This is a genomic window from Streptomyces sp. NBC_00328, from assembly GCF_036139655.1.
Taxonomy (GTDB): domain Bacteria; phylum Actinomycetota; class Actinomycetes; order Streptomycetales; family Streptomycetaceae; genus Streptomyces.
In genome coordinates, this window is sequence record NZ_CP108013.1 from 2,332,620 (window position 1) to 2,359,280 (window position 26,661).

Genomic DNA, 26,661 nt, shown 5'->3' on the forward strand with positions numbered 1-26,661 from the left:
TCCGGACCATACGTCCTCGCCGGGCGCCGCCCGTTACTCGCCGACCTCGCCGTAGGCCGCGAGCAGGACGGCCGGATCCGGGCCCTCCAGGACGGTCGGCTTGGCCAGTCCGTCGAGGACGATGAAGCGCAGCAGGTCGCCCCGGGACTTCTTGTCGACCTTCATGTTCTCCACGAGCTTGGGCCACTGGTCGTAGCGGTAGCTCAGCGGGAGACCGACGGACTCGAGGATGGTGCGGTGCCGGTCGGCGGTCACGTCGTCCAGCCGGCCCGCGAGACGGCCGAGTTCGGCGGCGAAGTGCATGCCCACGGAGACGGCCGCGCCGTGGCGCCACTTGTAGCGCTCGTTCTTCTCGATGGCGTGGGCGAGGGTGTGGCCGTAGTTGAGGATCTCGCGCAGCCCCGACTCCTTGAGGTCGCCGGAGACGACCTCGGCCTTGACCTTGATGGAGCGTTCGATCAGCTCGGCGGTGTGCGGGCCGGCGGGCGTGCGGGCCGCCTCGGGGTCGGACTCGATGAGTTCCAGGATCACCGGGTCGGCGATGAAGCCGGCCTTGATGATCTCCGCGAGCCCGGAGACGTAGTCGTTGACCGGCAGCGAGTCGAGCGCGGCCAGGTCGCACAGCACGCCTGCAGGCGGGTGGAAGGCGCCGACGAGGTTCTTGCCCTCGGCGGTGTTGATGCCCGTCTTGCCGCCCACCGCCGCGTCCACCATGGCGAGCACCGTGGTGGGGACGGCGATCCAGCGGACCCCGCGCAGCCAGGTCGCGGCCACGAAACCGGCCAGGTCGGTGGTGGCGCCGCCGCCGACGCCGACGATGACGTCGGTGCGGGTGAAACCGCACTGGCCCAGTGCCTTCCAGCAGTAGGCCGCGACCTCGGCGGTCTTGGCCTCCTCCGCGTTCGGCACCTGGATCGCCACGGCCTCGAAACCCTGCTCGGCCAGGTCGGCGCGCAGCGCCTCACCGGTGCCGGCGAGCGCCTCGGGGTGGATCACCGCGACGCGCTTGGCCCGGTCGCCGATCAACCCGCCCAGCTCACCGAGGAGCTGACGGCCGATCAGGACCTCGTAGGGGTCGGTTCCCGCACTGCCGCCGACCTGGACCCGGGTCACTGCCTGGCTCATGCTTGCTTCAACTCCAGTGCGTCGAGGACCCCTTGGGCGACCTCATCGGGGGTACGGCCGTCGGTCGCCACGACCGCCCGGGCGACTTCGGTGTACAGGTGACGGCGGGCCTCCATCAGCTCGCGCCACTGCCGGCGGGGGTTGACGGCGAGCAGCGGCCGGGCCGCGTTCAGGCCGGTGCGCTGCACCGCCTCCTCCACGTCCATGGAGAGGTAGACGACCTGGTGGCCGGCGAGCAGCGCCCGGGTGTCGGCGTCGAGGACCGAACCGCCGCCCAGCGCCAGCACACCGTCGTGTTCGGCGAGCGCCTCGCGCACCGCCTGCTTCTCGGTCGCGCGGAAGGCCGCCTCGCCCTCGTCGAGGAAGATGTCGGCGATCGTGCGGCCCTGGGCGGCCACGATGTCGTCGTCGGTGTCGCGGTAGGCGCAGCCGAGCCGTTCGGCGACGAGCGCGCCGACCGTGGACTTGCCGACCCCCATCGGACCGACCAGGACGACAAGCGGGGTTGCGGTCACCGGATGGCCAGGTTCTCGAGGTAGGAGCGGACGTTGCGGCGGGTCTCGGTGACCGAGTCGCCGCCGAACTTCTCGGCCACCGCGTCCGCGAGGACGAGGGCGACCATGGCCTCGGCGACGATGCCGGCGGCCGGTACCGCGGAGACGTCGGAGCGCTGGTGGTGGGCCTTGGCGGCCTCGCCGGTGGCGACGTCGATGGTGGCCAGCGCGCGCGGCACGGTGGCGATCGGCTTCATCGCGGCGCGCACGCGCAGCAGCTCGCCGGTGCTCAGACCGCCCTCGGTGCCGCCGGCGCGGCCCGAGACACGGCGGATGCCCTCGGGCGTGTTGACGATCTCGTCGTGTGCCTGGGAGCCGGGCACCCGGGCCAGTTCGAAGCCGTCACCGATCTCGACGCCCTTGATCGCCTGGATGCCCATCAGGGCACCGGCCAGCCGGGCGTCCAGCTTACGGTCCCAGTGCACATGCGAGCCCAGACCCACGGGAACGCCGTAGGCGAGGACCTCGACGACGCCGCCGAGGGTGTCGCCGTCCTTGTGGGCCTGGTCGACCTCGGCGACCATCGCCTTCGAGGCGTCCGCGTCCAGGCAGCGCAGCGGGTCGGCGTCCAGCTTCTCGACGTCGGCCGGGGTGGGGTACACGCCCAGCGGGGCCTTCACGGCGCAGAGTTCGACGACGTGCGAGACGATCTCGATGCCGGCCGTCTCCTTCAGGTACGAGCGGGCGACGGCGCCGAGGGCGACGCGGGCCGCGGTCTCGCGGGCGGAGGCGCGCTCCAGGATCGGGCGGGCCTCGTCGAAGCCGTACTTCTGCATCCCGGCCAGGTCCGCGTGACCCGGCCGCGGCCGGGTCAGCGGCGCGTTGCGGGCCAGACCGTCGAGGATCTCCCGGTCCACCGGGTCGGCCGCCATCACCTGGTCCCACTTGGGCCATTCGGTGTTGCCGACCATGACCGCGACCGGGGAGCCGAGGGTGAGACCGTGCCGGACACCGCCCAGGAAGGTGACCTCGTCACGCTCGAACTTCATCCGGGCACCGCGTCCATAGCCCAGGCGCCGCCGGGCGAGGTGGTCGCCGACCATCTCCGTCGTGATCGGCACGCCGGCGGGAAGACCCTCCAGCGTCGCGACAAGTGCGGGACCGTGGGACTCCCCAGCGGTCAGCCAGCGCAACCTGCTCAACGGTGCTCCTCATGCTCGCGCCCTGTACTGCTGCTGCGTACACGTGTCCTCGCGTACGGCGACGGCGCGACCGGGTGCGCGGCCCAGGCCCGCCATGTCCGATCCTCCCACGTCCGGAGGCGGGAACCGGCCGCAGGTCCATCAGGCGGGACGGCCGGGCACGGACGGCGGCTTCAGCGCGCCCCGTCCTGCCCCTGCCCGGGCGCGTAGCCGCCGAGGAAGTCGGCACCGCTCTGCCCGGCCGGTGCCGGGGTCTGCGCGGGCTGGTTCTGCCCGCCCTGCTGGTTCTGCTGCGGAGCGTAGGCGCCCAGGTAGTCCGCGCCGCGCCCCTGTCCGTACTGCGCCGCGGCGTGCACGGGCACACCCGCCCGCACGGCACGCCAGTACCGGATCTTGCGCGTGAGCTTCAGGATCCACGAGCCGAGGACGGCGAGCACGATCAACGCGAGAACGGTGACCTGCACCCAGTCGGGCAGGAACTTCAGAACGAGCTCGAAAATCTCACCCTTGCCGGACGCCAGTGGCACCCCGGTGGACACGCTGGTCATGTACCTGACTCCCCCTACCCCGCGCTCCGCTCCCTGCGGACCTCAGCGGATATTACGGGAAGCGAGCGCGTGTTCCCCGGCTTTTCTCATGGCGCCCACGGGGGCCGGCTGCCGCCCGGTCATCTGCTCCACCTGGAGCACGGCCTGGTGCACGAGCAGGTCGAGGCCGCCGACCACGGCTCCGCCGTACGCGGACCAGCGTGCCGCGAGGTCGGTCGGCCAGGGGTCGTACAGCACGTCGAAGAGGGTCGTGGGGCGCCCCGGGACGGCGGCGGCCAGCGCGTCCGTGGTCCCGGCCGGAGTAGTGGCGATCACCAGCGGCGCCCGCAGCGCCTGTTCGGCGTCGCCCCAGTCCTCGGTACGCACCTCGATGCCGAGGCGCTCGCCCCACCGCCGCATCTCGGCGGCCCGCTCCCGGCTTCGTACGTACGCGACGACCTCACCGGTGCAGATCCGGGCGAGGGCGGCCAGTGCGGAGGAGGCGGTGGCGCCGGCGCCGAGAACGGCGGCCGAGTCGACCTGCTCGATCCCCCGCTCGCGCAGCGCGGCGACCATCCCGGGGACGTCGGTGTTGTCGCCGACGCGCCGCCCGTCCTCGGTGAACACGACGGTGTTGACGGCCTCGACGGAGGCGGCCGTCTCGCTGATCTCGTCGAGCAGCGGCATGACGGCCCGCTTGAGCGGCATGGTCAGCGACAGCCCGGCCCACTCCGGTCCGAGGCCCTCGACGAAAGCGGGCAGCGCCGCCTCGTCGATCTCGAAGCGGTCGTACGTCCACGCGCCGAGGCCCAGTTCCCGGTACGCGGCGCGGTGCAGCACCGGCGAGAGGGAGTGCGCGATCGGCGAACCGAGCACGGCAGCCCGGCGAGCGTCAGTTGCCCGAGCTGTCATTGAACTTGTCCTTGAGTACCTCGAACTCGGCCAAGGTCTTGGCGAATTCCGTATTGTTCTGACCGTCGGTCGCCACGAAATACATCCAGCCGTCCTTCGTGGGGTTGAACACCGCCCTGAAGGCGTCGTCGCCCGGATTACCGATCGGACCGGGCGGCAGACCCCTGTGGTAATACGTGTTGTACGGGTCCGGATTGCTGTTGATCTCGGACTCGCCGATGTTGATCTTGCTCTGGCCCTTCAGGTAATTGAAGGTCGAGTCGAACTGCAGCTTCTGATTGGTCTCGGTGTTGGTGCTCTTCAGACGGTTGTAGACGACCTCGGCCATCTTGCGGTAGTCGTCGTGCGTCTTGCCCTCGGCCTGGACCAGGCTCGCGACCGTGACCACCTGAAGGGGGTTGTCGAGCTTGAGCGCCTTCGCCTTCGCCGCGAGTCCCAACGCCGTGTACCTCTTGTTGGCCTGCGCGACCATGCTCTTCAGCACGACCTCGGGCTTCATGCCCTTGGCGGCGGGATACGTGAGCGGATAGAGGAACCCCTCGAGGGGGTCCTTTATGTCCTTGTCGCTGTTCGCCCAGCTCGGCAGCCCGAGGCTCTTGTACTTCTTCTTCGCCACGGCACTGGTGGTGCCCTTGGCGAGTCCGAGCTTCGTGTCGATCAACTTGTACACCTGGGCATTGCGCAGACCCTCGCGCACGGTGACGTTGTTCTGGCTCTTGGGGTCGAGCATCAACTCGACGGCGCTCTTGGCCGACATCCCCTTGCGCAGAATATAGGCACCCGCCTGGATCGACTTGCCCTTGGGATTCTCCGCCTGGGCGGACACGAACGCGTCCACGCTCTTGACGACACCGGCCGCTTTGAGCTTCTGGCCGATCACATAACCGACCTCGCCCTTGGAAATCTCGACGGGGACTTGCCCCGAACCCTCGCCCGCGAAGTCGGGAGCCGCGCTGAAACGATTCTGGTAGTACTGGTACCCGAAATACCCGGCTCCGGCGATACCGCCGCCGAAGACCATGACGACCACCAGACAGGCGAAGCCGTTGCGGCGCTTCTTGCCCTTGCCGTCGCGCTCCTTGCCGCCGCCCCGCGGCTCCTTGCGGTCCCCGCGGCCCCGGCGCTTCTTCGGGTCGTCGTCGTCCTCGTCGAGGTCGTCCTCGTCGTCGCCGCCGGCGAAGAAGGCGTGCTCGCCCTGGTCCGGTCCCGGGTCCCAGTCCGGCTCGGGTTCGGGCTCGGCCCGGCGCCGGGCCGGCGGCTCGGGCGGCGGATAGGCGTCCGGGGTGTTGTAGGCATCGGGCTGCTCAGCCGCGTACTGGCCCGCGTAGGGGTCGGCGGGGTCGGCCGCGTACGGCACCTGGGACTGCGCGCCGGTGCCGTTGTCCGCGTACTGCTGCTGCCCCTGGTTCGGGTACTGCTGCCCGCCCTGGGTGTCGTACTGCTGCTGACCCTGCCCCGGATACTGCTGCTGCCCCTGGTTCGGGTACTGCTGCCCGCCCTGGGTGTCGTACTGCTGCTGACCCTGGTTCGGGTACTGCTGCTGACCCTGGCCGGGGTACTGCTGCTGCCCCTGGTTCGGGTACTGCTGCCCGCCCTGCCCCGGGTACTGCTGCTGGCCCTGGTTCGGGTACTGCTGCTGGCCCTGGAACTGCTGGTCCTGGTACTGCTGCTGGTCCTGGTACTGCTGCTGGCCCGGGTACTGACCGTGCTGGCCCTGCGGCGGGTACTGCTGGCCCTGGTACTGCTGCCCCTGGCCCCAGTCGCCCTGCTGCGGATAGTGCTGCGGCTGGCCGCCGTCGTAGGCGGACTGGCCGTCGGCGGCCTGCCCGCCCCATCCGCCGTCCCCGTACAACGGGTCCTCCGGATGCCACGGTTCGGAGCCAGAGCCCCGGCCATACTCAGTCATCGATCCCCTACGAGCCGCGAGCCGGCAACGGCCGGCTCCTATGGCCCGGCTCCCGTCCGCCTCTTTACTGTGCGACGGCTGTTCGAACACCACCGCATCGGGCGGAACGTTACCGTATCGCGATCACATGACCACTTCGACGCCCTCGCCGGGCGACTTGCCTGACACCCGTTCGGATTCGAGGGCCTGCTGAAGGATGACGACGGCTGCCGCCTGGTCGATCACGGACCGGCCCTTCTTCGACTTCACGCCCGAGGCGCGCAAGCCCTGACTGGCCGTGACCGTGGTCATCCTCTCATCCACGAGCCGTACCGGAACAGGAGCGATCCCTTCCGCGAGCTCCTGGGCGAAGGCGCGGACCTTGACCGCGGCGGGACCCTCGCCCCCCTTGAGGGAGCGAGGGAGTCCGACGACGACCTCGATCGGCTCGTACTCCTCGACGAGCTGCCGCAGCCGGCGGTGGGCGGCCGGGATGTCACGCCCCGGGACCGTCTCCACCGGTGTCGCCAGGATCCCGTCGGGGTCGCACGACGCGACCCCGATCCGGGCGTCCCCGACGTCGATCGCGAGCCGACGTCCTCTGCGCATGTCCGCGGCCTCTACTTGGCCGTCTCGGCGACGAGGCGCTGGACCGCGTCGATGGCCTCGCCGACGGCGGCGGGGTTCTGGCCGCCGCCCTGGGCGACGTCCGGCTTGCCGCCACCGCCGCCGCCGAGGGTCTTGGCGGCGGCGCGGACCAGTTCGCCGGCCTTCAGACCGCGCTCGCGGGCGGCCTCGTTGGTGGCGATGACCGTCAGCGGCTTGCCGCCCGCCACGGTGAACAGGGCGACGACAGCGGCCCGTCCGCCCTGGATGCGGCCGCGCACGTCGAGGACCAGCTTGCGCAGGTCGTCGGCGCCCGTGCCGTCCGGGACCTGGCCGGTGACCAGGGCCACTCCGTTGACGTCCTTGGCGGACTCGACGAGACCGGCGGCGGCCTGGAGGACCTTCTCCGCGCGGAACTTCTCGATCTCCTTCTCGGCGTCCTTCAGCTTGCCGAGCATGGCGGAGATCTTCTCCGGAAGCTCCTCCGGGCGGCCCTTGACCAGTTCCTGGAGCTGGGCGACGACCGTGTGCTCACGGGCCAGGAAGTTGTACGCGTCCACGCCGACCAGAGCCTCGATGCGCCGCACGCCGGAGCCGATGGACGACTCGCCGAGCAGCTTGACCAGGCCGAGCTGGGAGGTGTTGTGCACGTGGGTGCCGCCGCACAGCTCCTTGGAGAAGTCGCCGATGGTCACGACGCGGACGCGCTCGCCGTACTTCTCGCCGAACTCGGCGATGGCGCCCTGCTTCTTGGCCTCGTCGAGGCTCAGGATCTCGGCGTGCACGTCCAGGTCGCGGGCGAGCACCTCGTTGATCTGCTGCTCGACGTCCGTCATCACGGCCGTCGGGACGGCGGACGGGGAGCCGAAGTCGAAGCGGAAGCGGCCGGGCTGGTTCTCGGAACCGGCCTGGGCGGCCGTCGGGCCGAGAGCGTCGCGCAGCGCCTGGTGCGTCAGGTGCGTGGCCGAGTGGGCGCGGGCGATGGCCGTACGACGGCGTACGTCGATGGTCGCCTGGGCCTTGGCGCCGACGGTGACCTCGCCGACCTGGACGACGCCCTTGTGGACGTACACGCCCGGGACGGGCTTCTGGCAGTCGCGGATCTCGATGACGGCACCGGTGTCGACGCGGATGCGGCCCGTGTCACCGATCTGACCGCCGCCCTCGGCGTAGAACGGGGTGCGGTCGAGGACGATCTCGACCTCGTCGCCCTCGGTGGCGGCCGGGGAGGAGACACCGTCGACGAGGATGCCGACGACCGTCGACTCGGCCTCGGTGCGGTCGTAGCCGATGAAGTCGGTCTCGCCGGCGGCGTCGGCGATCTGACGGTAGGCGCCGAGATCGGCGTGGCCGGTCTTCTTGGCGCGGGCGTCGGCCTTGGCCTTGTCCCGCTGCTCCTTCATCAGGCGGCGGAAGCCGTCCTCGTCCACCGACAGGCCCTGTTCGGCGGCCATTTCGAGGGTGAGGTCGATCGGGAAGCCCCAGGTGTCGTGGAGCAGGAAGGCCTTGTCGCCGGCGAGGACCGTGCCGCCGGACTCCTTGGTGTCGGTGATGGCCGTGTCGAGGATGTTCGTGCCGGCCTTCAGCGTCTTGAGGAAGGCGGCCTCCTCGGCGAGGGCCACGGTCTCGATCCGCTGCCGGTCGGTGACCAGCTCCGGGTACTGCTGGCCCATCATCGCGATCACGACGTCGATGAGGTCCTTGACGACCGGTCCGGTGGCGCCGAGCAGGCGCATGTTGCGGATGGCGCGGCGCATGATGCGGCGCAGCACATAGCCGCGGCCCTCGTTGCCGGGGCTCACGCCGTCGCCGATGAGCATCACGGAGGTGCGCATGTGGTCGGTGACCACACGCAGCGAGACGTCGGAGCCGTGGGCGGCGCCGTACTCGACACCCGTCAGCTCGGTGGCCTTCTTGATGACGGCCATGGAGGTGTCGATCTCGTACATGTTCTGCACACCCTGCAGAATCATGGCGAGGCGTTCCATGCCGAGACCGGTGTCGATGTTCTTGCTGGGCAGGTCGCCGAGGATCTCGAAGTCGTCCTTCGAGGTGCCCTCGCCGCGCTCGTACTGCATGAAGACCAGGTTCCAGATCTCCACGTAGCGCTCGTCGTTGACGGCCGGGCCGCCCTCGACGCCGAACTCGGGGCCGCGGTCGTAGTTGATCTCGGAACACGGGCCGCAGGGGCCCGGGACGCCCATGGACCAGTAGTTGTCCTTCTTGCCCAGGCGCTGGATGCGCTCGGCCGGGACGCCGATCTTGTCGCGCCAGATGGTCTCGGCCTCGTCGTCGTCGAGGTAGACCGTGATCCACAGACGCTCGGGGTCGAGGCCGTAACCACCCTTGTCCTGGGGCGAGGTGAGCAGCTCCCAGGCGTAGGTGATGGCGCCTTCCTTGAAGTAGTCGCCGAAGGAGAAGTTGCCGCACATCTGGAAGAACGTGCCGTGGCGCGTGGTCTTGCCGACCTCTTCGATGTCGGGCGTGCGCACACACTTCTGCACGCTGGTGGCACGCGCCCAGGGAGCCTTGACCTCACCGAGGAAGTACGGCTTGAAGGGGACCATGCCGGCGGGGACCAGGAGCAGAGTCGGGTCGTCCGCGATGAGCGACGCCGAAGGGACGACGGTGTGACCGCGCTCCTCGTAGAAGCTCAACCAGCGGCGGCGGATTTCAGCCGACTCCATCAGTGGTCCTCATTCCGGTTGTACGAGTACGTCGTGTTGTCGATGTACTTGATCTGCTTGTTGTCGCCCGGCTGCTCGCCGCCGCCGATCGCGGCGATGCGGCGCTGCGTGGGCAGTTCGGGATCCGGGTGCGCGTTCAGGCCGAGCACCTCGCCGAGTTCGGCCTCTCGCTGGGCCATCCCGTCGCGGACGTCGAGGGCGAACTCCTTGAGCCGGTGGCCCGCGTCGATCGCCTTGTTCGCGGCCTGTGCCGCGAGGCTCTCGGGGGTCAGCTTCTTGAGCTTGCGGTTGACCTTGGTGGTGGCCCATACACCCGCGGCTGCGCCCGCGGTGAACCAGAACGTACGGCGGAACATCGCTGCGTCAGTCCTTCTTCCGCTTTCCCCGCCGCGCGGACGGGACGGTGCGGCCCACGATCACGGTACGCCGGGACGCTTTGTCGGGCACATTCTCTCGACGGCCTCCGATGGCCCGGCGCACGCCGTACCCGAACGCCGCGACCTTGACCAGCGGGCCGCCGAACGTGGAGGCGACGGTCGTCGACAGCGCCGAGGCGTTCGACGTGACCTCCTGGACGTCCGACGCGATGGCGTCGACCCGGTCGATCTGCGTCTGCGCGGAGCGCACCGCCGCCGAGGCGTCGGCCAGGAGCGGGACGGCCTGGTCGGTCACGTCCGCCACGAGCTTGGTGGTCGCCCTGAGCGTCTGGGCCAGCCTCACCAGCGCGACAGCGAGGAAGGAGACCAGGATCGCCCAGAAGACGGCCACCAGGATCCCGGCCACCTCACCACCGGACACTGTGCACCCGCTCCCTGACTGTGTGCCTGAACATCGAAAAGTCGTCACCCGAGCCTATCGCGCCGGGGCCGGGGCTCTGTACCGCATTTATCCGCTCCGGAGTGTGGAGTTGCGGGAACCGATTGTACGGAGCGCTAACGCTTCAGTACGCTCCGTATCTCATGCAGCGTTCTCAGTCCGCCCGACACTCCGGTCCTGCCGCACCCGGCAATCTGCCCCTGGAACTCGACGCGTTCGTGGGGCGCTCCGCCGAGCTCGCGCGGCTGGCCGGGGCACTGGAGACGGTCCGCCTGGTGACCGTGACCGGCATGGGCGGCGTCGGCAAGACCCGGTTCGCCACGCACGCCGCGGCGGGGACGTACCCGCGCGACGGCGTGTGGCGCGTGGACCTGTCCGCGGTGCAGGAACCGGAACTCGTCGAGTACGCCGTGGCCGAGGCCCTCGGCCTGACCGACCACACGGCGAAGCCGGTACTCCGGACGCTGCTCGACCACCTCGCCGGGCGCCGGCTCCTGCTGGTCCTGGACGGCTTCGAGCACCTGGTCGACGTGAGTGCCGCCTTGGCGGGCGAGTTGCTGCGGCGGGCGCCGGGACTGCGGGTGCTGGCCGTGGGCCGCAGACCGCTGGGCATCGCGGGCGAGCGGGTGTTCCCGCTGGCTCCGCTGGCCGCGGCGGAGGCGGTCGAGCTGTTCGCGGACCGGGCGGCGGCCCGGGTGCCCGGCTTCGCTCTGGACGAGGGCAACGGCTCCGACGTCCGGGAGCTGTGCCGGCGGCTGGACGGGATCCCGCTGGCGCTGGAACTGGCGGCGGGACGCGTCGGCGCCCTGTCCCCCGCGCAGCTCCTGGCCCGCCTGGAGGACCGGTTCCGGCTGCTGACCGGCGGTGTGCGCGACGCGCCGCCGCGGCACCAGACCCTGCGGACGGCGATCGGCTGGAGCCACGAACTGTGCACACCGGCTGAACGGCTCCTGTGGGCCCGTCTTTCGGTGTTCGCCGGGCAGTTCGACCTGGAGGCCGCCGAGTACGTGTGCAGCGGGGACGGGCTGCACGCCGACGACGTGCTGGACGTGCTCGGCGAGCTGCTCGCGCAGTCGGTGCTGTCGCGCGAGGAGACCGCGGCGGGTGTGCGCTACCGGATGCTGGACACGGTCCGGGCCTACGGCGCGCACTGGCTGGAGGCGACGGGCGACGCGGAGCGGCTTCGCCGCCGCCACCGCGACTGGTACATGGGCCTGGTCACCTGGTGCGAGCTGGACTGGTTCTCGCCGCGGCAGGCCGAGGTGGCGGTACGCGTCGAGACGGAACTGCCGAATCTGCGCTGCGCGCTGGAGTACTCGCTCGGCGAACCCGACGAGGCACATCTGGGCCAGTATCTGGCGGGCGCCCTGTGGTTCTACTGGGTCGGCTGCGGCCGGATCTCCGAGGGCAGGCACTGGCTGGAGCGCAGTGTCGAACTCGACGGCGACCGTGACCAGTCACGGCTGAAGGCCCTGTGGGTGCTCGGCTATGTGGCGGTCCTCCAGGGGGACTCGGTGCCCGCGCTGTCCGCGCTCCAGGAGTGCCGTGAGGAGGCGGAGCGCTGTGAGAACGCCGTCGCGGTCGCCTACGCCGAGCATCGCACCGGCTGTCTGGCCCTGGTCACGGACGACATGGCGCGTGCCGAGGAACTGCTGCGCTCGGCGCTGGACCGCTATCACGAGATCGGCGAGCTCAACAGCAATGTGCTGATGGCCCAGGTCGAACTGGCGATGGCGCTCGCCTTCCAGGGCGATCTGCCGGGCGCGGTGAAGCTGTGCGAGGACGTCCGCGGGGTCTGCGAGGACCACGGGGAGCGCTGGGCGCTGGGGTACGCGCTGTACGTCCTCGCGTACGAGGCCCAGGTCGAGGGCGGTCAGGCGCGGGCCCGCGGACTGCTGGAGCAGGGGCTCGGTATCGCGCACGGCTTCCACGATCTGCTAGGTGCCGTTCTCGCGGTCGAGCTGCTCGCCCTGGTCACGGTGGCGGAGGGCGATCCGGCCGAGGCCGCGGTGCTCCAGGGGGCGGCGTCGCGGATGTGGCCGTCGGTCGGCCTGCCGCTGTTCGGTTCGGCGTACTACAACGCGCCGCACGAGCGCTGCGCGGCTCTTTCCCGGCAGCAGCTGGGCGACGAGCGCTACGAGGAGTGCGTACGGGCGGGAGAGCTGCTCGGTCAGGACGCGGCGGTCGCCCGTGCGCTGGGCGGTGCCGGGGTGCCGCCGCTCGGGGCGGTGCCGTCGCCGCGCAGACTGCCCCCGGATATGCGAGAGCCCGCCGTCTCGCCCACCTCGAAGGGCGGGGAGACGACGGGCTGACACTGACGCGCAGGTGGTACCGCGTCCGCTGTAAGAAGATCAGCGGGCGTAGTACTCGACGACGAGCTGCTCGTCGCAGATCACCGGGATCTCCTTGCGGTTCGGCTCACGGTCCAGGCGGAACGCCAGGGCCGGGAGGTTCACCTGGAGGTAGCGCGGGGTCTCACCGTCGGGGGCGAAGCCGCCCGCGCGGGAAACCTCGAACAGCGTCTTGCTGCGGCTGCGCTCGCGGACCATCACGACGTCGTCGGGACGGACGCGGAACGAGGGCTTGTCGACCTTCTGGCCGTTGACCTCGATGTGACCGTGAACGACCATCTGGCGGGCCTGGTAGATCGTGCGGGCGATGCCCGAACGAAGGACCAGCGCGTCGAGACGACGCTCCAGCTCGATGATCAGGGCCTCACCGGTCTTGCCCTGAACCTTGGAGGCACGCTCGTAGGCGCGGACGAGCTGGCGCTCGGACACGTCGTACTGCGCGCGCAGACGCTGCTTCTCGAGCAGACGGACCTTGTAGTCCGAGTTCTGCTTGCGGCCACGGCCGTGCTCACCCGGCGGGTAGGGGCGGGCCTCGAAGTACTTGACAGCCTTCGGGGTCAGCGCGATACCGAGCGCACGCGACTTCTTGACCTTGGGGCGGGACTGGTTCGCCATGAACCAAACACCTCGTGTTTCTGATGCGAATACGGCTTCACCAGGGTTAGGGGAGGTCGCAATCCGCAGCCCGGGAAACCCTCCTCGCCGCTGTGGCGAACCACGTGGACGGGGCGGGCAGCCGCTCCTGGGTCTGGGCACATACGTGCAGCACGCGAATAACCCACCGGCCGGTCCCGGAAATCCGGGTGGTGGTGGGCTGCCCGCGACACCTTCGACGGTGCGCGACGCTCCTGGAATCCCCCCGTGGAGGCAGGGGCTCCGGCTGGATGTCCCGTTCTGGTGGTGCCGACCGGAGCCGGACACGGGACGCAGCGCTTCGAGCCATGCTACAGGGTGCTCAGGACCGCCCTCTACCCAGGCGTTTCCTGGTCCACTCCACCGCGTCGGCGTACCGGGCCTCCGCGCCGTGCCGGGTCGGCGTGTAGTACTCCCGGTCCGCGAGCTCCTCGGGCGCGTACTGCTGGGCGGCGATGCCCTCGGGCAGGTCGTGCGGATACACGTACCCCTGGGCGTGCCCGAGCTTGGCCGCGCCCTTGTAGTGCCCGTCGCGCAGATGCGTCGGCACCGGGCCGGCGTGGCCCTTGCGCACGTCCTCCATGGCGGCGCCGATGGCCATGGTCGCGGCGTTGGACTTCGGGGCCAGCGCGAGGGCGATCGTGGCGTGGCTCAGGGTGAGCGCGGCCTCGGGGAAGCCGATCATCGCGACGGCCTGGGCGGCGGCCACGGCTATGGGCAGCGCGTTCGGGTCGGCGAGGCCGATGTCCTCGCTGGCGGAGATCATCAGGCGGCGGGCGATGAAGCGGGGGTCCTCGCCCGCCTCGATCATCCGGGCCAGGTAGTGCAGGGCGGCGTCCACGTCGGAGCCGCGGATGGACTTGATGAGCGCGCTCGCCACGTCGTAGTGCTGGTCGCCGTCACGGTCGTACTTCACGGCGGCGCGGTCGACCGTCTCCTCCAGCGTCTGGAGGGTGATCTCCGGCTCGCCCTTGTCGAGCGCGGCGCCGGCCCCGGCCTCCAGGGCGGTCAGGGCACGCCGGGCGTCGCCGCCCGCGATCCGCAGCAGGTGCTCCTCGGCGTCCCCGGGCAGGGCGACGGCTTCCTTGAGACCGCGCTCCGAGGTGAGGGCCCGGCGCAGCAGGCCGCGCAGGTCGTCGTCGGTGAGCGGTTCGAGGGTCAGGAGGAGGGAGCGGGAGAGCAGCGGCGAGATCACCGAGAAGTACGGGTTCTCGGTGGTCGCGGCGATCAGGGTCACCCAGCGGTTCTCCACGGCGGGGAGCAGGGAGTCCTGCTGGGCCTTGCTGAAGCGGTGGATCTCGTCCAGGAAGAGGACGGTCTCCTTGCCGTAGCCGCCGGTGGCGCGGCGGGCCCCTTCGATGACCGCGCGCACTTCCTTGACGCCCGCGGTGATCGCGGAGAGCTCGACGAAGCGCTTGTCGGTGGCCTTGGACACGACGTACGCGAGGGTCGTCTTGCCGGTGCCCGGCGGGCCCCACAGGATCACCGAGGACGGTCCGGCGGGGCCGCCGCTCCCCTCGGCGACGAGTCTGCGCAGGGGTGAGCCCGGCTTCAGCAGGTGCTGCTGTCCCACGACCTCGTCGAGGGTGCGCGGACGCATCCGCACCGCCAGCGGGCTGGCGGACGGGTCCTTCTCCTGGCGCTCTTCGGCGGCGGCGGTGAACAGGTCGGGCTCCACGTGCGAAACCCTATGTCACCCCGCTGACAAACCCCGCGGGACCGTCAGCTGGTCCAGAAGTCCCACCAGCGGGTCAGGATCAGCATGCCGATGATGCCGATGTGCAGCGTGGGCAGGACCCAGGTGAACTCGCCGAAGAAGCTCTTGGCCCAGCGCGGGGCGGGCAGGAAGCCGTTGCGGACGTTGAAGGAGGTCACGTACCAGAACATGATGATCGTGGCGACCCAGGCCAGGCTGCACCACAGGCAGAGTGAGTTGATCCGGTACAGCGACTGGAACTGGAGCCAGGTGCAGAACGCGACGCCGAAGAGCGTGCCCGCGTTGAAGGTCAGCCAGTACCACCGCGGGAAGGTGGCCCGCGCGAGCAGGCTCACGCCGACGCAGATCACGATGCCGTAGGCGACGAGCCCCATCATGGGGTTCGGGAAACCGAAGGCCGAGGCCTGCTCGCTCTTCATGATGTTGCCGCAGGAGACCACCGGGTTCAGGCTGCACCCCGGGACGAAGTTCGGGTTCTCCAGCAGCTTGAACTTGTCGATCGTGATGACCCACGCGGCAAGGAGACCGGCCGCACCCGTGATCACCAGCAGCACGGCGAGGGCGCGGCTGCCGCCGGCCGTCCGCACGGCGGCGGCGGGGCGTTCCCGATCGGTCGGGACGTCCTTGACTGTCGTCTTGTTCATCACGCCGTTTCCGTAGCTTCGAAGGGGCTTGCGGGCAGGCTCATTGTGCCGCACGCGCCCGCTCGTCCATCGTTCGGTGGACATAAGAAGGTACGCACGGTCGTTCCGGAGCGTTCGGTTCGGCGGGAGGCTCGCCTTCATGACAACAGACGCGGACCGGCTCGTGGTGGACGTACGGGGACTGCGCAAGCGGTACGGGGACGTGACCGCCGTCGACGGCATCGATCTCGGCATCCGGCAGGGCGAGGTGTTCGGCCTGCTCGGACCGAACGGGGCGGGCAAGAGCACCACCGTGGAGATCCTCCAGGGCAACCGGCGGCGGGACGCGGGCGAGGTCTCCGTGCTCGGCTCGGACCCGGCGACCGCCACGCGCTCGTGGCGGTCCCGTGTCGGAATCGTCTGGCAGGACGAATCCGCGCCCGCCGAGTTGACGGTGGGCGAGACGGTGAGGCATTTCTCCCGTTATTACCCGAATCCCCGTGATCCGGAGGAAGTCATCGGCCTGGTCGGTCTGGAGGAGAAGGCGGGCAGCAGGATCAAGTCGCTCTCGGGCGGCCAGCGGCGACGGCTCGACGTGGCCCTCGGCGTGATCGGCGGCCCCGAACTGCTGCTCCTGGACGAGCCGACGACGGGCTTCGACCCGGCGGCGCGACGGCAGTTCTGGGACCTGATCCGCAAGCTGGCCGGCGAGGGCACGACGATCCTCCTGACCACGCACTACCTGGAGGAGGCGGAGGCCCTCGCGGACCGGCTGGCGGTCGTCGCGCGGGGCCGTGTCGTCGCCGAGGGCGACCCGGCCGCGCTCCGCGAGCGCTTCGGCACCGGGGCCACGGTCGAGTGGACGGAGGCCGACGGCAGCCCGCGCAGCGAACGCACGGACACCCCCACCAGGACCGTCGCCGCGCTCACCCGCCGCTTCGACGGGGAGATCCCGGGGCTCCGGGTGAGCCGCCCCACCCTGGAGGACGTCTATCTGCGACTGACCGGCCTGGAGGACGCGCGATGACCACGACCGACGTACGACCGGGCACGAAGAACGCGTCCGGCCGGCTGCCCGGCACCTGGGGACTGGGGCTGCGCCGCGGCGGCCTGGAGCTCCGGCAGTTCTTCCGCCAGCGCGACCAGGTGGTGTTCACCTTCGCCTTCCCGGTCGTCTTCCTGTTCCTGTTCGCGTCGATCTTCAGCGACGACGTGGCGGGCGCGGGCATCACCGCCTCCCAGCTGTACGTCCCGGCGATGATGGCCGCGGGCATCATGTCGACCAGCTTCCAGTCCCTCGGCATCTCGATCGCGATCGAGCGGGACGAGAAGGTGCTGCGCCGGCTGCGCGGGACACCGATGCCGCCGGCCGCGTACTTCCTCGGCAAGATATGGCTGGTTCTCGCGACCGGCGCCCTGGAGACGGCGGTCCTGCTGCTCGTCGGCACCACGCTGTACGACGTCGACCTGCCCTCGGACCCCGGCAAGTGGGCGGACTTCGCCTGGATCTTCGTACTGGGGCTCACGGCCTGCGCCCTGCTCGGCATCGCGATCAGCACGGTCCCGAAGTCGGGCAGGAGCGCCACGTCGGTGGTCGTCCTGCCCTTCCTGGTCCTCCAGTTCATCTCCGGCGTCTACATCGCCATCGACACCATCCCCGACTGGATGCTGAACATCGGCGCGCTGTTCCCCCTCAAGTGGATGTGCCAGGGGCTGCGCGGGGTGTTCCTGCCCGAGTCCGCCAAGGTCCTCGAACAGGCGGGCGACTGGGAGTTCGGGCGGATCGCCCTGGTGCTCGGGGCATGGTGCGCCGGAGGATTGCTGCTGTGCCTGCTGACCTTCCGCTGGAAGAACCGGCGCGACGGATGAGGACTCCGGCCGCGCGCCCCGGCCCGGCGCCGGACGCGGTGCGTACGGCGCCGGAGCCGAGCGGGGCTCAGGCGCGTCCCGCGCCGGGCGGGGCCCGCGCCTCGAACACCTGGGAGCTCTCGTTCCGGCTCTGGGACTCGTACTTCGCGGTCGTGTGGGTGGCCACCCTGGTGTTCGTGCTCGGCACGGCGCACCCGGGGATACACGTCCGTCTCGCGGCCGGCGGGCTCCTTCTGCTGCTGATCCCCTGGTACCTGCTGGTCGGGCGCCCCGTCCTCACGGCCGAGGACCCCGACGAGCGCCGCGGCCTCGGCTACATCGCAGGCGCGGTCCTGCTCTTCCTGCCCCCCGGGGTGCTGGTGGGCGAGACCCGCCTGATGACCTTCGCGCTCATCCCCCAGTGCTTCAACGCGCTGCGGCTGCGCCGGGCACTCGCCGCCACGACCGTCATCAACATCGCGCCGGTGGCGGGCTGGGCCCTGCTGTGGCGGCCCGAGGGACAGGTCCTCTTCCTCAACACGGTCTTCGCCGTGGTCACGCTCGTGTTCTCGGTCGCCATGGGCAGCTGGATCATCCGCATCATGGAGCAGAGTCGGGAACGGGCCGCGCTGATCACCGAGTTGGACGCCAGCCGTCACGAGATCGCCCGGCTCTCGGCCGCGCACGGAGCGCTGGCCGAGCGCGAACGGTTCTCCAGGGAGATCCACGACACCCTCGCCCAGGGCTTCACCAGCCTGCTGATGCTGGTCCAGGCCGTCGAGGCCGAGCTCGACCACGACCTGCCGCAGGCCCGCCGCCATCTGGCCCTGATGGACGAGACCGCCCGGCAGAACCTCGCCGAGGCACGGGCCCTGGTGACCGGGGGCACGCCCGCCGACCTGCACGGCGCCACGCTGCCCGACGCGCTGCGCCGGCTGGCCGCCCGCCACGACGCGAGCGTCGACGTGACCGGCCCGGTACGGCCGCTGCCCGCGGGCCCCGAAGTGGTGATCCTCCGCTCGTGCCAGGAGGCGCTGACCAACGCCCGCAAGCACGCCGGGAGTTCCCCCGCCGTCGCGGTCACCCTGACCTACACCGCCGGCTCGCTGGCCCTCTCCGTACGCGACGACGGCAGGGGTTTCGACCCCGGTGTGCCGGTCGGCGGGTACGGTCTTGCGGGGTTGCGCGCACGGGCCGCCGAGGTGGGCGGTACCGCGCTGATCCGCAGCGCGCCGGGCGACGGCACGACCGTCACCGTGTGCCTGCCCGTCCCCAGGAGTGACGCGTGATCCGGATCATCCTCGCCGACGACCATCCCGTCGTACGCGAAGGGCTGCGCGCGATGCTCAGCGCGGAACCCGATCTCGAAGTGGTCGCCGACGCGTCCAGCGGGCCCCGCGCGGAGGCGCTGGCCGCCGAACTCCGGCCCGACATCGTGCTCATGGACCTGCGGATGCCCGAGGGCGGGGGCGTCGACGCGATCGAGCGGATGACGCGGGCCGGGCTGCCCTGCCGGGTGATCGTGCTGACGACGTACGAGACGGACCGGGACATCCTGCGGGCGGTGGAGGCCGGGGCCGCGGGGTATCTGCTGAAGGATCTGCCCCGTGCCGAACTGGCGGACGCCGTCCGGGCCGCCGCACGGGGCGAGACCGTGCTGGCCCCGTCCGTCGCGGCCCGGCTGGTCGATCAGCTCCGTACCAGGCCGGAGCGGCCCCGCCTCTCCGCGCGGGAGACCGCCGTGCTGCGACTGGTGGCCGAGGGCTGCACGAACGCGGAGATCGGGCGCCGGCTCTTCATCGGCGAGTCCACCGTGAAGACGCATCTGCTGCGGGCCTTCGGGAAGCTGGGGGTGGACGACCGGACGGCCGCGGTGACGAGCGCGATGCGCTTCGGGCTGCTGGAGTGAGGCTCCCCCGCCCTGTCCTGCCGCTTCCCCGGGGCCGGTGAGGCCGAAGAGTCCTCCGGCCCCTCCGGCGTTCACGGAGAGGGGTCCGGGGTGGAACCCCGGGGCCGGACGGACACCGGAAAGCGTCCGCCCGACACCGGGACCCCGGGAGGATCCCGTCGCAAGAGGCGGCCCGGCACCCGACGGGGTCGGCCGGGCGACCGGCCCGGACCCGCCTCAGCCCAGGCGCGAGCGCAGCTCGGCCACGATCTCGCCGGTCCCGACCGCCGTCTGCTCCCCGGACTCCATGTCCTTGAGCTGCACGACACCCTCGGCGAGGTCACGCTCACCGGCGACGACCGTGAAGCGGGCCCCGCTGCGGTTCGCGTTCTTCATCGCGCCCTTGAGCCCCTTCGCACCGTACGAGAAGTCGGCGGCGACACCGAGCCTGCGCAGTTCGGTGACCACACCGAAGAGCACCCGGCGGGCCTCCTCCCCGAGCGGCACCGCGAACACACTGGTGGCCGCCGGGAGTTCGAGCTCCACGCCCTCCGCCTCCAGCGCCAGCACCGTACGGTCGACACCCAGCGCCCAGCCGACGGACGGCAGCGCGGGGCCGCCGATCATCTCGGACAGCCCGTCGTAGCGGCCGCCGCCGCCGACCGCGGACTGCGAGCCGAGACCGTCGTGCACGAACTCGAAGGTGGTGCGCGTGTAGTAGTCCAGACCGCGCACCAGCTTCGGGTCGTCCTCGAAGGAGACGCCCGCGGCCGTGATCAGGTCGCGCACCTCCTCGTGGTACGCCTTGCAGGCGTCGCACAGGTAGTCGCGCAGCAACGGCGCCCCGCCCAGCTGCTTCTGGACGTCCTCCCGCTTGTCGTCGAGGACGCGCAGCGGGTTGATCTCCGCGCGGCGCAGCGTCTCCTCGTCGAGTTCCAGACCGCGCAGGAAGTCCTGCAGCGCGGCCCGGTACACGGGACGGCACTCCTTGTCGCCCAGGCTGTTCAGCAGGATGCGGAAGTTCCGCAGACCCAGCGAGCGGTACGCCTGGTCGGCCAGGATGATGAGTTCGGCGTCGAGCGCCGGGTCCTCGGCTCCGATCGCCTCGGCGCCCACCTGGGAGAAGTGGCGGTAACGGCCCTTCTGGGGGCGCTCGTAGCGGTAGTACGAGCCCGAGTACCAGAGCTTGACGGGGAGGTTGCCGGCCTTGTGCAGGTTGGCCTCGAGGGCCGCGCGCAGCACGGAGGCGGTGCCCTCCGGACGCAGGGCCAGCCTGTCGCCGCCCTTGGTCTCGAAGGCGTACATCTCCTTGGTCACGATGTCGGTGGACTCACCGACACCGCGGGCGAACAGTTCGACGTTCTCGAAACCGGGCGTCTCGACGTAGCCGTAGCCGGAGTTGCGCAGCGGGGCCGCGATGGCCTCGCGTACCGCGAGGTACTTGGCGCTGTCCGGCGGAATGAGGTCGTACGTGCCCTTGGGGGCCCTGAAGGTGCTCACGGAAGTCTGGTCACATTCCTCGTCGAGGAGCGGATGTCGGGTCCGCTCCGCGTTCTTGGCGGCTCGCCGCCACCTGCCGCAGATACGGGTTGGTGGCGCGCTCCTGGCCGATGGTCGTCTGGGGGCCGTGGCCGGACAGCACCACGGTCGAGTCGTCGAGCGGCAGGCACACACGGCCCAGCGAGTCGAGCATCTCGTCCATGTCGCCGCCCGGCAGGTCGGTGCGTCCGATGGAGCCGGCGAAGAGCAGATCCCCGGAGAAGAACACGGACGGGATGTCCGCGCTCTCGGGCATCCGGAACGCCACCGACCCCTTCGTATGGCCCGGCGCGTGCGCGACGGAGAGGTCGAGGCCCGCCAGCTTCAGCTCGACGCCGTCGGTCAGCGTCCGCACGTCGTCGGGCTCCCCCACCGTCAGCTCGCCCATCAGCGGCATGCCGATGGACCGGCCGAGCGCCTTCTCGGGGTCGCTCATCATGTACCGGTCCTCGGGGTGGATCCAGGCCGGAACGTCGTGCGCTCCGCACACCGGGACGACCGAGGCGACGTGGTCGATGTGGCCATGGGTGAGGATGACCGCGACGGGCTTGAGCCGATGCTTCTTGAGTGCGTCCTCGACTCCCTGGGCGGCCTGATGGCCCGGGTCGATGATCACGCACTCCTCACCCGCGGCGGGGGCGACCAGGTAACAGTTGGTCCCCCAGGCCCCGGCGGGGAACCCGGCAATGAGCACGATCGTCCTTCGTGGTGGCGTACGCGCGAGTGTCGTACGGGCGGGTGGCTGTGGATCAGAGCCTACCGGCGCTGCCGATTACTCAGCTAACCCATATACGGTACGGGGCACACGCAGGCGGTCGGCTCAGGCGACGCACGCGTCCCACTCGACGTACGAGACGCACGAGGAGAAACCCGGTGGTCAGCCAGGAACAGCGGCGGCGTCAGCTCGCCCGGGAGAAGTTCTTGCGACAGCAGCAGCGCCGCACATCCGCTCGACGAAGGACCCATACACGTAACGCGGTGATCGCGGCGGTCGTCGGCGTGGTCGTCGCGGGCGGTGCGACGGCGTACGCGACCGGGGTCTTCGAGAGCGACGGCAAGAAGGCCAACGCGGGCGCCGGGGCGACGCCCAGCGCGACGCCGACGAGCAAGGCACCCGATCCGTGCGAGAAGCCCGCGGAGGGCAAGGTGAAGTCGCTCACGTGGAAGAAGGAGCCGGCGGTCACCATCGACAAGGCCGCCGCCTACACCATGAAGATGGCGACGACCTGCGGCGACATCGACATCGCTCTCAAGGCTTCCGCCGCCCCGCACACGGTGAACTCGTTCGCGTTCCTCGCCGGCAAGGGGTACTTCGACCACACCAAGTGCCACCGGCTCACCCCCGAGGGCATCTACGTGCTGCAGTGCGGTGACCCGCAGGGCACCGGCGCCGGGGGTCCCGGCTACACGATCCCGGACGAGAACCTCAAGGACAAGGTCCTGAAGGGGAACGTGTACCCGGCGGGCACCGTGGCCATGGCCAACCAGTACAACGCGCAGACGGGGCAGGGCCGCAACACCGGCGGCAGCCAGTTCTTCCTGGTCTACCAGGACAGTCCGCTCCCGCCCGACTACACACCGTTCGGGACGATCTCCAAGGACGGAATGAAGGTTCTCAAGAAGATCGCGACCGCCGGCGCGCAAGCCGCCGACCCCGCGACACAGAACACCGCCCCGAACGCGACCGTCGTGATCAACAAGGCGACAGTCGTCAAATCCTGACCCCTCAACTGCGAGATTTCGGTCGCGCGGGATGCGGACAGCCGCCCCGCCGGTCGCCTATGTTGGCCGTGACGAACTGTGGACGATGCCAGGGGGCGCTGAAGCCCCACGCAGGCATCATGTGGAGGAGGCGCTGTGAGCAGCGACCCGTGGGGCCGCGTCGACGAGACGGGGACCGTGTACGTGCGTACGGCCGACGGCGAGCAGGTCGTCGGTTCCTGGCAGGCCGGCACCCCTGATGAGGCGCTGGCCTACTTCGAGCGCAAGTACGAAGGCCTGGTTGTGGAGATCGGCCTCCTCGAAAAGCGAGTGAAGACCACCGACCTGTCGGCGAAGGACGCCCAGACCGCCATCGATCACATCCGCGGGCAGGTGGACGCCCACCACGCGGTCGGTGATCTGGACGCGCTGAAGGTGCGGCTGGACAAGCTCGTGGAGACCGTCGACGCGCGCCGCGAGGAACGCAAGGTCCAACGGGCCAAGCAGTCCGACGAGGCGAGACACTCCAAGGAGGCGCTGGTCGTCGAGGCCGAGGAGCTGGCGCAGAGCGACCAGTGGCGGGCGGCCGGTGAGCGGCTGCGCGCGCTGGTGGACACGTGGAAGGGGCTGCCGCGACTCGACCGCAAGTCGGACGACGAGCTGTGGCACCGCTTCTCGCATGCCCGCTCGGCGTTCTCCAAGCGGCGCAAGGCGCACTTCGCGTCGCTGGACGCGCAGCGCGAGGACGCCCGCAAGACCAAGGAGAAGCTGGTCGCGGAGGCCGAGTCGCTGTCCGGCTCGTCGGACTGGGGCCCGACGGCGGCCCGGTACCGCGAGCTGATGGCGGACTGGAAGGCCGCGGGCCGTGCCCAGCGCGAGCACGAGGACGACCTGTGGAACCGCTTCCGCGGCGCCCAGGACGTGTTCTTCGCGGCGCGCAGCTCGGTCTTCGCCGAGCGCGACGCGGAGCAGACGGAGAACCTGAAGCTCAAGGAGGAGCTGGCCGAGGAGGCCGAGAAGCTCGTCCCGGTGCAGGACCTGAAGGCGGCTCGTGCGGCCTTCCGTTCCCTCAACGAGCGCTGGGAGGCCATCGGCCACGTGCCGCGCGACGCCCGCCCGAAGGTCGAGGGCCGGATGCACGCGGTGGAGCGGGCTCTCCAGGAGTCGGAGGAGACCGAGTGGCGCCGGACGAATCCTGAGGCACGCGCGCGTGCCGAGGGTCTGACCGGTCAGCTTCAGGCCGCCGTGGACAAGCTCCAGGGCCAGATCGAGGCGGCGCGCTCCGCGGGCAACACCGCGAAGGCCGACAAGCTCCAGAAGGAGCTGGACGGCCGTCAGGCGCTGCTGGACCAGGCTCTGAAGGGTCTTCACGAGTTCGGCGGCTGACAACGCTGCGGACACGCGAAGGGGCTCCCGCACGGTTCGTACGGGAGCCCCTTCGCGTGTCTCCGCCCGGCTGCCCGTCCACCCGGCCGAGTGGCCGGGCGGACGGCGGGTGTCAGGCCTCGGAGGGCCTGCGGGCCGACGTCACGCGGTACACGTCGTAGACGCCCTCGACGCCTCGTACGGCCTTCAGGACGTGCCCCAGGTGCTTGGGGTCGCCCATCTCGAAGGTGAACCGGGAGGTGGCGACCCGGTCGCGGGAGGTCTGGACGGCCGCGGACAGGATGTTGACGTGCTGGTCGGACAGGACGCGGGTGACGTCCGACAGCAGCCGGGACCGGTCCAGTGCCTCGACCTGTATGGCGACCAGGAAGACCGAGGACTGGGTGGGCGCCCACTCGACTTCGAGGATGCGTTCGGGCTCGCGCGAGAGCGAGTCGACGTTGACGCAGTCGCTGCGGTGGACCGAGACACCGCTGCCGCGGGTGACGAACCCGATGATCGGGTCGCCCGGCACCGGCGTGCAGCAGCGGGCGAGCTTGACCCACACGTCGTCGACGCCCTTGACGACCACTCCGGGGTCGTTGTTGCTGCGCCGCTTGCGGCCACGGCCCCGAGCGGACGGTACGGCCTCGTCCATCTCCTCGGTGGCCGCCTCCTCGCCGCCGAGCGCCTGGACGAGCTTCTGGACGACGCTCTGGGCGGTGACATGACCCTCGCCGATCGCCGCGTACAGCGACGAGATGTCGGGGTAGCGCATCTCGTGCGCGAGGGTGACCAGGGAGTCGCCGGTGAGGATCCGCTGGATCGGCAGGTTCTGCTTGCGCATCGCGCGGGCGATGGCGTCCTTGCCGTGCTCGATCGCCTCGTCGCGGCGTTCCTTGGAGAACCATGCGCGGATCTTGTTGCGGGCCCGCGGCGACTTCACGAAGCCGAGCCAGTCGCGGGAGGGGCCCGCGCCGGCCGCCTTGGAGGTGAAGACCTCCACCAGGTCGCCGTTGTCCAGGGTCGATTCGAGGGGCACCAGGCGGCCGTTGACCCGTGCTCCTATCGTCCGGTGGCCGACCTCCGTGTGGACCGCGTACGCGAAGTCCACCGGTGTCGCACCGGCCGGAAGCGCTATGACGTCGCCCTTGGGCGTGAAGACGAAGACCTCGTTGCGCGACAGGTCGAAGCGCAGCGACTCCAGGAACTCGCTGGGGTCCTCGGTCTCCTTCTGCCAGTCGAGCAACTGGCGCAGCCACGCCATGTCGTTGACGGTGTCCTGGCCCGCGCTGCCCTTGGCCGCCCGGGGCACGTCGGTGCGGATCTTGGAGGAGCCGGCGACGGTCTCCTGCTTGTACTTCCAGTGCGCGGCGATGCCGTACTCGGCACGGCGGTGCATGTCGAACGTACGGATCTGGAGTTCGACGGGCTTGCCGTTGGGGCCGATCACCGTCGTGTGCAGCGACTGGTACATGTTGAACTTCGGCATCGCGATGTAGTCCTTGAACCGGCCGGGGACCGGGTTCCATCGCGCGTGCACGGTGCCGAGTGCCGCGTAGCAGTCGCGGACGGTGTCCACGAGGACGCGAATGCCCACCAGGTCGTAGATCTCCGCGAAGTCGCGGCCGCGGACGATCATCTTCTGGTAGACGCTGTAGTAGTGCTTCGGGCGGCCGGTCACGGTCGCCTTGATGCGGGCCGCGCGCAGGTCTGACTGGACCTCGTCGGTCACTATGGCGAGGTACTCGTCGCGCTTGGGGGCGCGCTCGGCGACCAGGCGCACGATCTCGTCGTACATCTTGGGGTAGAGGATCGCGAAGGCGAGGTCCTCCAGCTCCCACTTGATGGTGTTCATGCCCAGGCGGTGGGCGAGCGGCGCGTAGATCTCCAGGGTCTCGCGCGCCTTCTTCTCCTGCTTCTCGCGCTTGAGATAGCGCATGGTGCGCATGTTGTGCAGGCGGTCGGCGAGCTTGATGACCAGGACGCGGGGGTCCTTGGCCATCGCCACGACCATCTTGCGCACGGTCTCGGCCTGGGCGGCCTCGCCGAACTTGACCTTGTCCAGCTTGGTGACGCCGTCGACGAGCAGCCCGACCTGGTCACCGAAGTCGCGGCGCAGGGTGTCGAGGCCGTACTCGGTGTCCTCGACCGTGTCGTGCAGGAGGCCGGCCATGAGCGTCGCCGGGTCCATGCCCAGCTCGGCGAGGATGGTGGTGACGGCGAGCGGATGCGTGATGTACGGGTCGCCGCTCTTGCGCTTCTGGCCGCGGTGCCAGCGCTCGGCGACCTGGTACGCGTTCTCGATCTGCCGGAGCGTCGACGTCTCGATCTTGGGGTCGTTGCTGCGGACTATGCGCAGCAACGGCTCCAGAACCGGGTTGTACGGGTTCGAGCGCTGGACGCCGAGACGGGCGAGGCGGGCCCGGACGCGGTTGGAGGAGCCGCCGGAGCGGGTGGGCTGCGCTGCCGTGGGACGGACCGCCGGGGTGTTCGCGGGGCGCTCGGGCGGCACCGGCTTGGGACGTGCTCCCTCGGCCGCCGCTCCGTCGGGCGCGGACTGGGCGTGCTCGACCGGCCCGCTCGCTCCGTTCCGTGCGGGCTTCTCCACGGCACCCGGGGCGGGCTCGGGCTGGGTGGAGGCGGTTCGCCCCAGGCGTTCCGCGCTGGGGGCGAGTGGCTGGGCCTCGTCTGGCAAGAGGGCTCCTCGTGCGCGATCCGGGTCCCCCGGTCAGGCTCCGG

General features: G+C 70.4%; 23 protein-coding genes. 7 read left to right on the plus strand and 16 right to left on the minus strand.

Annotation, left to right across the window (positions count from 1 at the left end; genetic code table 11):
- Nucleotides 1-33: 33 nt before the first annotated feature.
- From aroB to OG485_RS10185, 10 genes are all read right to left on the minus strand, one after another.
- The gene (aroB, locus tag OG485_RS10140; protein WP_328667038.1) at nt 34-1,125 is read right to left on the minus strand and encodes a 3-dehydroquinate synthase; all 1,092 of its coding nucleotides are present in this window, start codon (nt 1,123-1,125) and stop codon (nt 34-36) included.
- Nucleotides 1,122-1,640: a shikimate kinase gene (locus OG485_RS10145; protein ID WP_328667041.1), complete on the minus strand. Its 519-nt coding sequence runs from the start codon at nt 1,638-1,640 to the stop codon at nt 1,122-1,124. Before OG485_RS10145 ends, aroB begins: the two co-directional genes overlap by 4 nt.
- Nucleotides 1,637-2,821 carry a chorismate synthase gene (gene aroC, locus OG485_RS10150; RefSeq protein WP_328667043.1) on the minus strand — a complete coding sequence of 395 codons (1,185 nt, stop codon included), beginning with the start codon at nt 2,819-2,821 and terminating at the stop codon, nt 1,637-1,639. Before aroC ends, OG485_RS10145 begins: the two co-directional genes overlap by 4 nt.
- Nucleotides 2,822-2,994: 173 nt before the next feature.
- Nucleotides 2,995-3,369 (minus strand): hypothetical protein, encoded by a 375-nt coding sequence (locus OG485_RS10155; protein WP_328667045.1) that lies wholly within the window; start codon nt 3,367-3,369, stop codon nt 2,995-2,997.
- 42 nt (nt 3,370-3,411) lie between these two features.
- On the minus strand, nt 3,412-4,260 hold the full coding sequence (locus OG485_RS10160) for a shikimate dehydrogenase (RefSeq protein WP_328667046.1): 849 nt from the start codon (nt 4,258-4,260) through the stop codon (nt 3,412-3,414).
- Nucleotides 4,241-6,166, minus strand: a complete 1,926-nt coding sequence (gene mltG / locus OG485_RS10165; RefSeq protein WP_328667048.1) for an endolytic transglycosylase MltG — start codon at nt 6,164-6,166, stop codon at nt 4,241-4,243. The genes OG485_RS10160 and mltG overlap by 20 nt, the downstream gene beginning before the upstream one ends.
- A gap of 123 nt (nt 6,167-6,289) precedes the next feature.
- Nucleotides 6,290-6,754, minus strand: a complete 465-nt coding sequence (ruvX, locus tag OG485_RS10170; RefSeq protein ID WP_328454536.1) for a Holliday junction resolvase RuvX — start codon at nt 6,752-6,754, stop codon at nt 6,290-6,292.
- Nucleotides 6,755-6,765: 11 nt separating this feature from the next.
- Nucleotides 6,766-9,438: an alanine--tRNA ligase gene (alaS, locus tag OG485_RS10175; protein ID WP_328667052.1), complete on the minus strand. Its 2,673-nt coding sequence runs from the start codon at nt 9,436-9,438 to the stop codon at nt 6,766-6,768.
- Nucleotides 9,438-9,794, minus strand: coding sequence for a DUF6167 family protein (locus OG485_RS10180; RefSeq protein WP_328667054.1), 357 nt, complete (start codon nt 9,792-9,794; stop codon nt 9,438-9,440). Before OG485_RS10180 ends, alaS begins: the two co-directional genes overlap by 1 nt.
- Before the next feature lie 7 nt (nt 9,795-9,801).
- The gene (locus OG485_RS10185) at nt 9,802-10,236 is read right to left on the minus strand and encodes a DUF948 domain-containing protein (protein ID WP_261702773.1); all 435 of its coding nucleotides are present in this window, start codon (nt 10,234-10,236) and stop codon (nt 9,802-9,804) included.
- Between the two features lie 161 nt (nt 10,237-10,397).
- Between OG485_RS10185 and OG485_RS10190 the strand changes: the two genes are divergently transcribed.
- Nucleotides 10,398-12,566 (plus strand): ATP-binding protein, encoded by a 2,169-nt coding sequence (locus OG485_RS10190; protein ID WP_328667056.1) that lies wholly within the window; start codon nt 10,398-10,400, stop codon nt 12,564-12,566.
- Between the two features lie 39 nt (nt 12,567-12,605).
- Here OG485_RS10190 and rpsD read toward each other — a convergent pair whose 3' ends face one another.
- The 3 genes from rpsD to OG485_RS10205 form a co-directional block, all read right to left on the minus strand.
- Nucleotides 12,606-13,220, minus strand: coding sequence for a 30S ribosomal protein S4 (rpsD, locus tag OG485_RS10195; protein WP_054233962.1), 615 nt, complete (start codon nt 13,218-13,220; stop codon nt 12,606-12,608).
- Nucleotides 13,221-13,560: 340 nt separating this feature from the next.
- Nucleotides 13,561-14,916, minus strand: coding sequence for a replication-associated recombination protein A (locus OG485_RS10200; protein WP_328667062.1), 1,356 nt, complete (start codon nt 14,914-14,916; stop codon nt 13,561-13,563).
- A gap of 44 nt (nt 14,917-14,960) precedes the next feature.
- A complete protein-coding gene (locus OG485_RS10205; protein WP_328667064.1) occupies nt 14,961-15,599 on the minus strand; it encodes a vitamin K epoxide reductase family protein in 639 nt (212 codons plus the stop codon).
- Between the two features lie 139 nt (nt 15,600-15,738).
- On the opposite strand from OG485_RS10205, the gene OG485_RS10210 reads away from it, so the two are divergent.
- Genes OG485_RS10210 through OG485_RS10225 form a run of 4 tightly spaced genes read left to right on the plus strand, consistent with a single transcriptional unit; the run spans nt 15,739 to nt 19,335 of the window.
- Nucleotides 15,739-16,605: an ABC transporter ATP-binding protein gene (locus OG485_RS10210; RefSeq protein ID WP_328667066.1), complete on the plus strand. Its 867-nt coding sequence runs from the start codon at nt 15,739-15,741 to the stop codon at nt 16,603-16,605.
- Nucleotides 16,602-17,447, plus strand: a complete 846-nt coding sequence (locus OG485_RS10215; protein WP_328667067.1) for an ABC transporter permease — start codon at nt 16,602-16,604, stop codon at nt 17,445-17,447. Before OG485_RS10210 ends, OG485_RS10215 begins: the two co-directional genes overlap by 4 nt.
- The gene (locus tag OG485_RS10220) at nt 17,444-18,715 is read left to right on the plus strand and encodes a sensor histidine kinase (protein ID WP_328667069.1); all 1,272 of its coding nucleotides are present in this window, start codon (nt 17,444-17,446) and stop codon (nt 18,713-18,715) included. Before OG485_RS10215 ends, OG485_RS10220 begins: the two co-directional genes overlap by 4 nt.
- The gene (locus OG485_RS10225; RefSeq protein WP_326788909.1) at nt 18,712-19,335 is read left to right on the plus strand and encodes a response regulator transcription factor; all 624 of its coding nucleotides are present in this window, start codon (nt 18,712-18,714) and stop codon (nt 19,333-19,335) included. The genes OG485_RS10220 and OG485_RS10225 overlap by 4 nt, the downstream gene beginning before the upstream one ends.
- 216 nt (nt 19,336-19,551) lie before the next feature.
- On the opposite strand, the gene hisS is transcribed toward OG485_RS10225, so the two are convergent.
- Together hisS and OG485_RS10235 are read right to left on the minus strand one after the other, a co-directional pair.
- Nucleotides 19,552-20,814, minus strand: a complete 1,263-nt coding sequence (hisS, locus tag OG485_RS10230) for a histidine--tRNA ligase (RefSeq protein ID WP_328667072.1) — start codon at nt 20,812-20,814, stop codon at nt 19,552-19,554.
- Between the two features lie 10 nt (nt 20,815-20,824).
- A complete protein-coding gene (locus tag OG485_RS10235; protein ID WP_328667074.1) occupies nt 20,825-21,547 on the minus strand; it encodes an MBL fold metallo-hydrolase in 723 nt (240 codons plus the stop codon).
- A 179-nt stretch (nt 21,548-21,726) separates the two neighbouring features.
- On the opposite strand from OG485_RS10235, the gene OG485_RS10240 reads away from it, so the two are divergent.
- Complete coding sequence (locus OG485_RS10240) at nt 21,727-22,575, plus strand: peptidylprolyl isomerase (RefSeq protein ID WP_328667076.1); 849 nt, start codon at nt 21,727-21,729, stop codon at nt 22,573-22,575.
- A 135-nt stretch (nt 22,576-22,710) separates the two neighbouring features.
- Nucleotides 22,711-23,940 (plus strand): DUF349 domain-containing protein, encoded by a 1,230-nt coding sequence (locus tag OG485_RS10245; protein WP_328667078.1) that lies wholly within the window; start codon nt 22,711-22,713, stop codon nt 23,938-23,940.
- Nucleotides 23,941-24,052: 112 nt separating this feature from the next.
- Here the strand turns inward: OG485_RS10245 and OG485_RS10250 are convergent, their stop codons facing one another.
- Nucleotides 24,053-26,530: a RelA/SpoT family protein gene (locus OG485_RS10250; protein WP_443048909.1), complete on the minus strand. Its 2,478-nt coding sequence runs from the start codon at nt 26,528-26,530 to the stop codon at nt 24,053-24,055.
- Between the last annotated feature and the right edge of the window lie 131 nt (nt 26,531-26,661).

Bases quoted from the DNA above. Each gene is read 5' to 3' on its own strand.
- aroB (WP_328667038.1), bottom strand. From the start codon at position 1,125: ATGAGCCAGGCAGTGACCCGGGTCCAGGTCGGCGGCAGTGCGGGAACC.
- OG485_RS10155 (WP_328667045.1), bottom strand. From the start codon at position 3,369: ATGACCAGCGTGTCCACCGGGGTGCCACTGGCGTCCGGCAAGGGTGAG.
- OG485_RS10160 (WP_328667046.1), bottom strand. From the start codon at position 4,260: ATGACAGCTCGGGCAACTGACGCTCGCCGGGCTGCCGTGCTCGGTTCG.
- mltG (WP_328667048.1), bottom strand. From the start codon at position 6,166: ATGACTGAGTATGGCCGGGGCTCTGGCTCCGAACCGTGGCATCCGGAG.
- ruvX (WP_328454536.1), bottom strand. From the start codon at position 6,754: ATGCGCAGAGGACGTCGGCTCGCGATCGACGTCGGGGACGCCCGGATC.
- alaS (WP_328667052.1), bottom strand. From the start codon at position 9,438: ATGGAGTCGGCTGAAATCCGCCGCCGCTGGTTGAGCTTCTACGAGGAG.
- OG485_RS10180 (WP_328667054.1), bottom strand. From the start codon at position 9,794: ATGTTCCGCCGTACGTTCTGGTTCACCGCGGGCGCAGCCGCGGGTGTA.
- OG485_RS10190 (WP_328667056.1), top strand. From the start codon at position 10,398: ATGCAGCGTTCTCAGTCCGCCCGACACTCCGGTCCTGCCGCACCCGGC.
- rpsD (WP_054233962.1), bottom strand. From the start codon at position 13,220: ATGGCGAACCAGTCCCGCCCCAAGGTCAAGAAGTCGCGTGCGCTCGGT.
- OG485_RS10205 (WP_328667064.1), bottom strand. From the start codon at position 15,599: ATGAACAAGACGACAGTCAAGGACGTCCCGACCGATCGGGAACGCCCC.
- OG485_RS10210 (WP_328667066.1), top strand. From the start codon at position 15,739: ATGACAACAGACGCGGACCGGCTCGTGGTGGACGTACGGGGACTGCGC.
- OG485_RS10215 (WP_328667067.1), top strand. From the start codon at position 16,602: ATGACCACGACCGACGTACGACCGGGCACGAAGAACGCGTCCGGCCGG.
- OG485_RS10220 (WP_328667069.1), top strand. From the start codon at position 17,444: ATGAGGACTCCGGCCGCGCGCCCCGGCCCGGCGCCGGACGCGGTGCGT.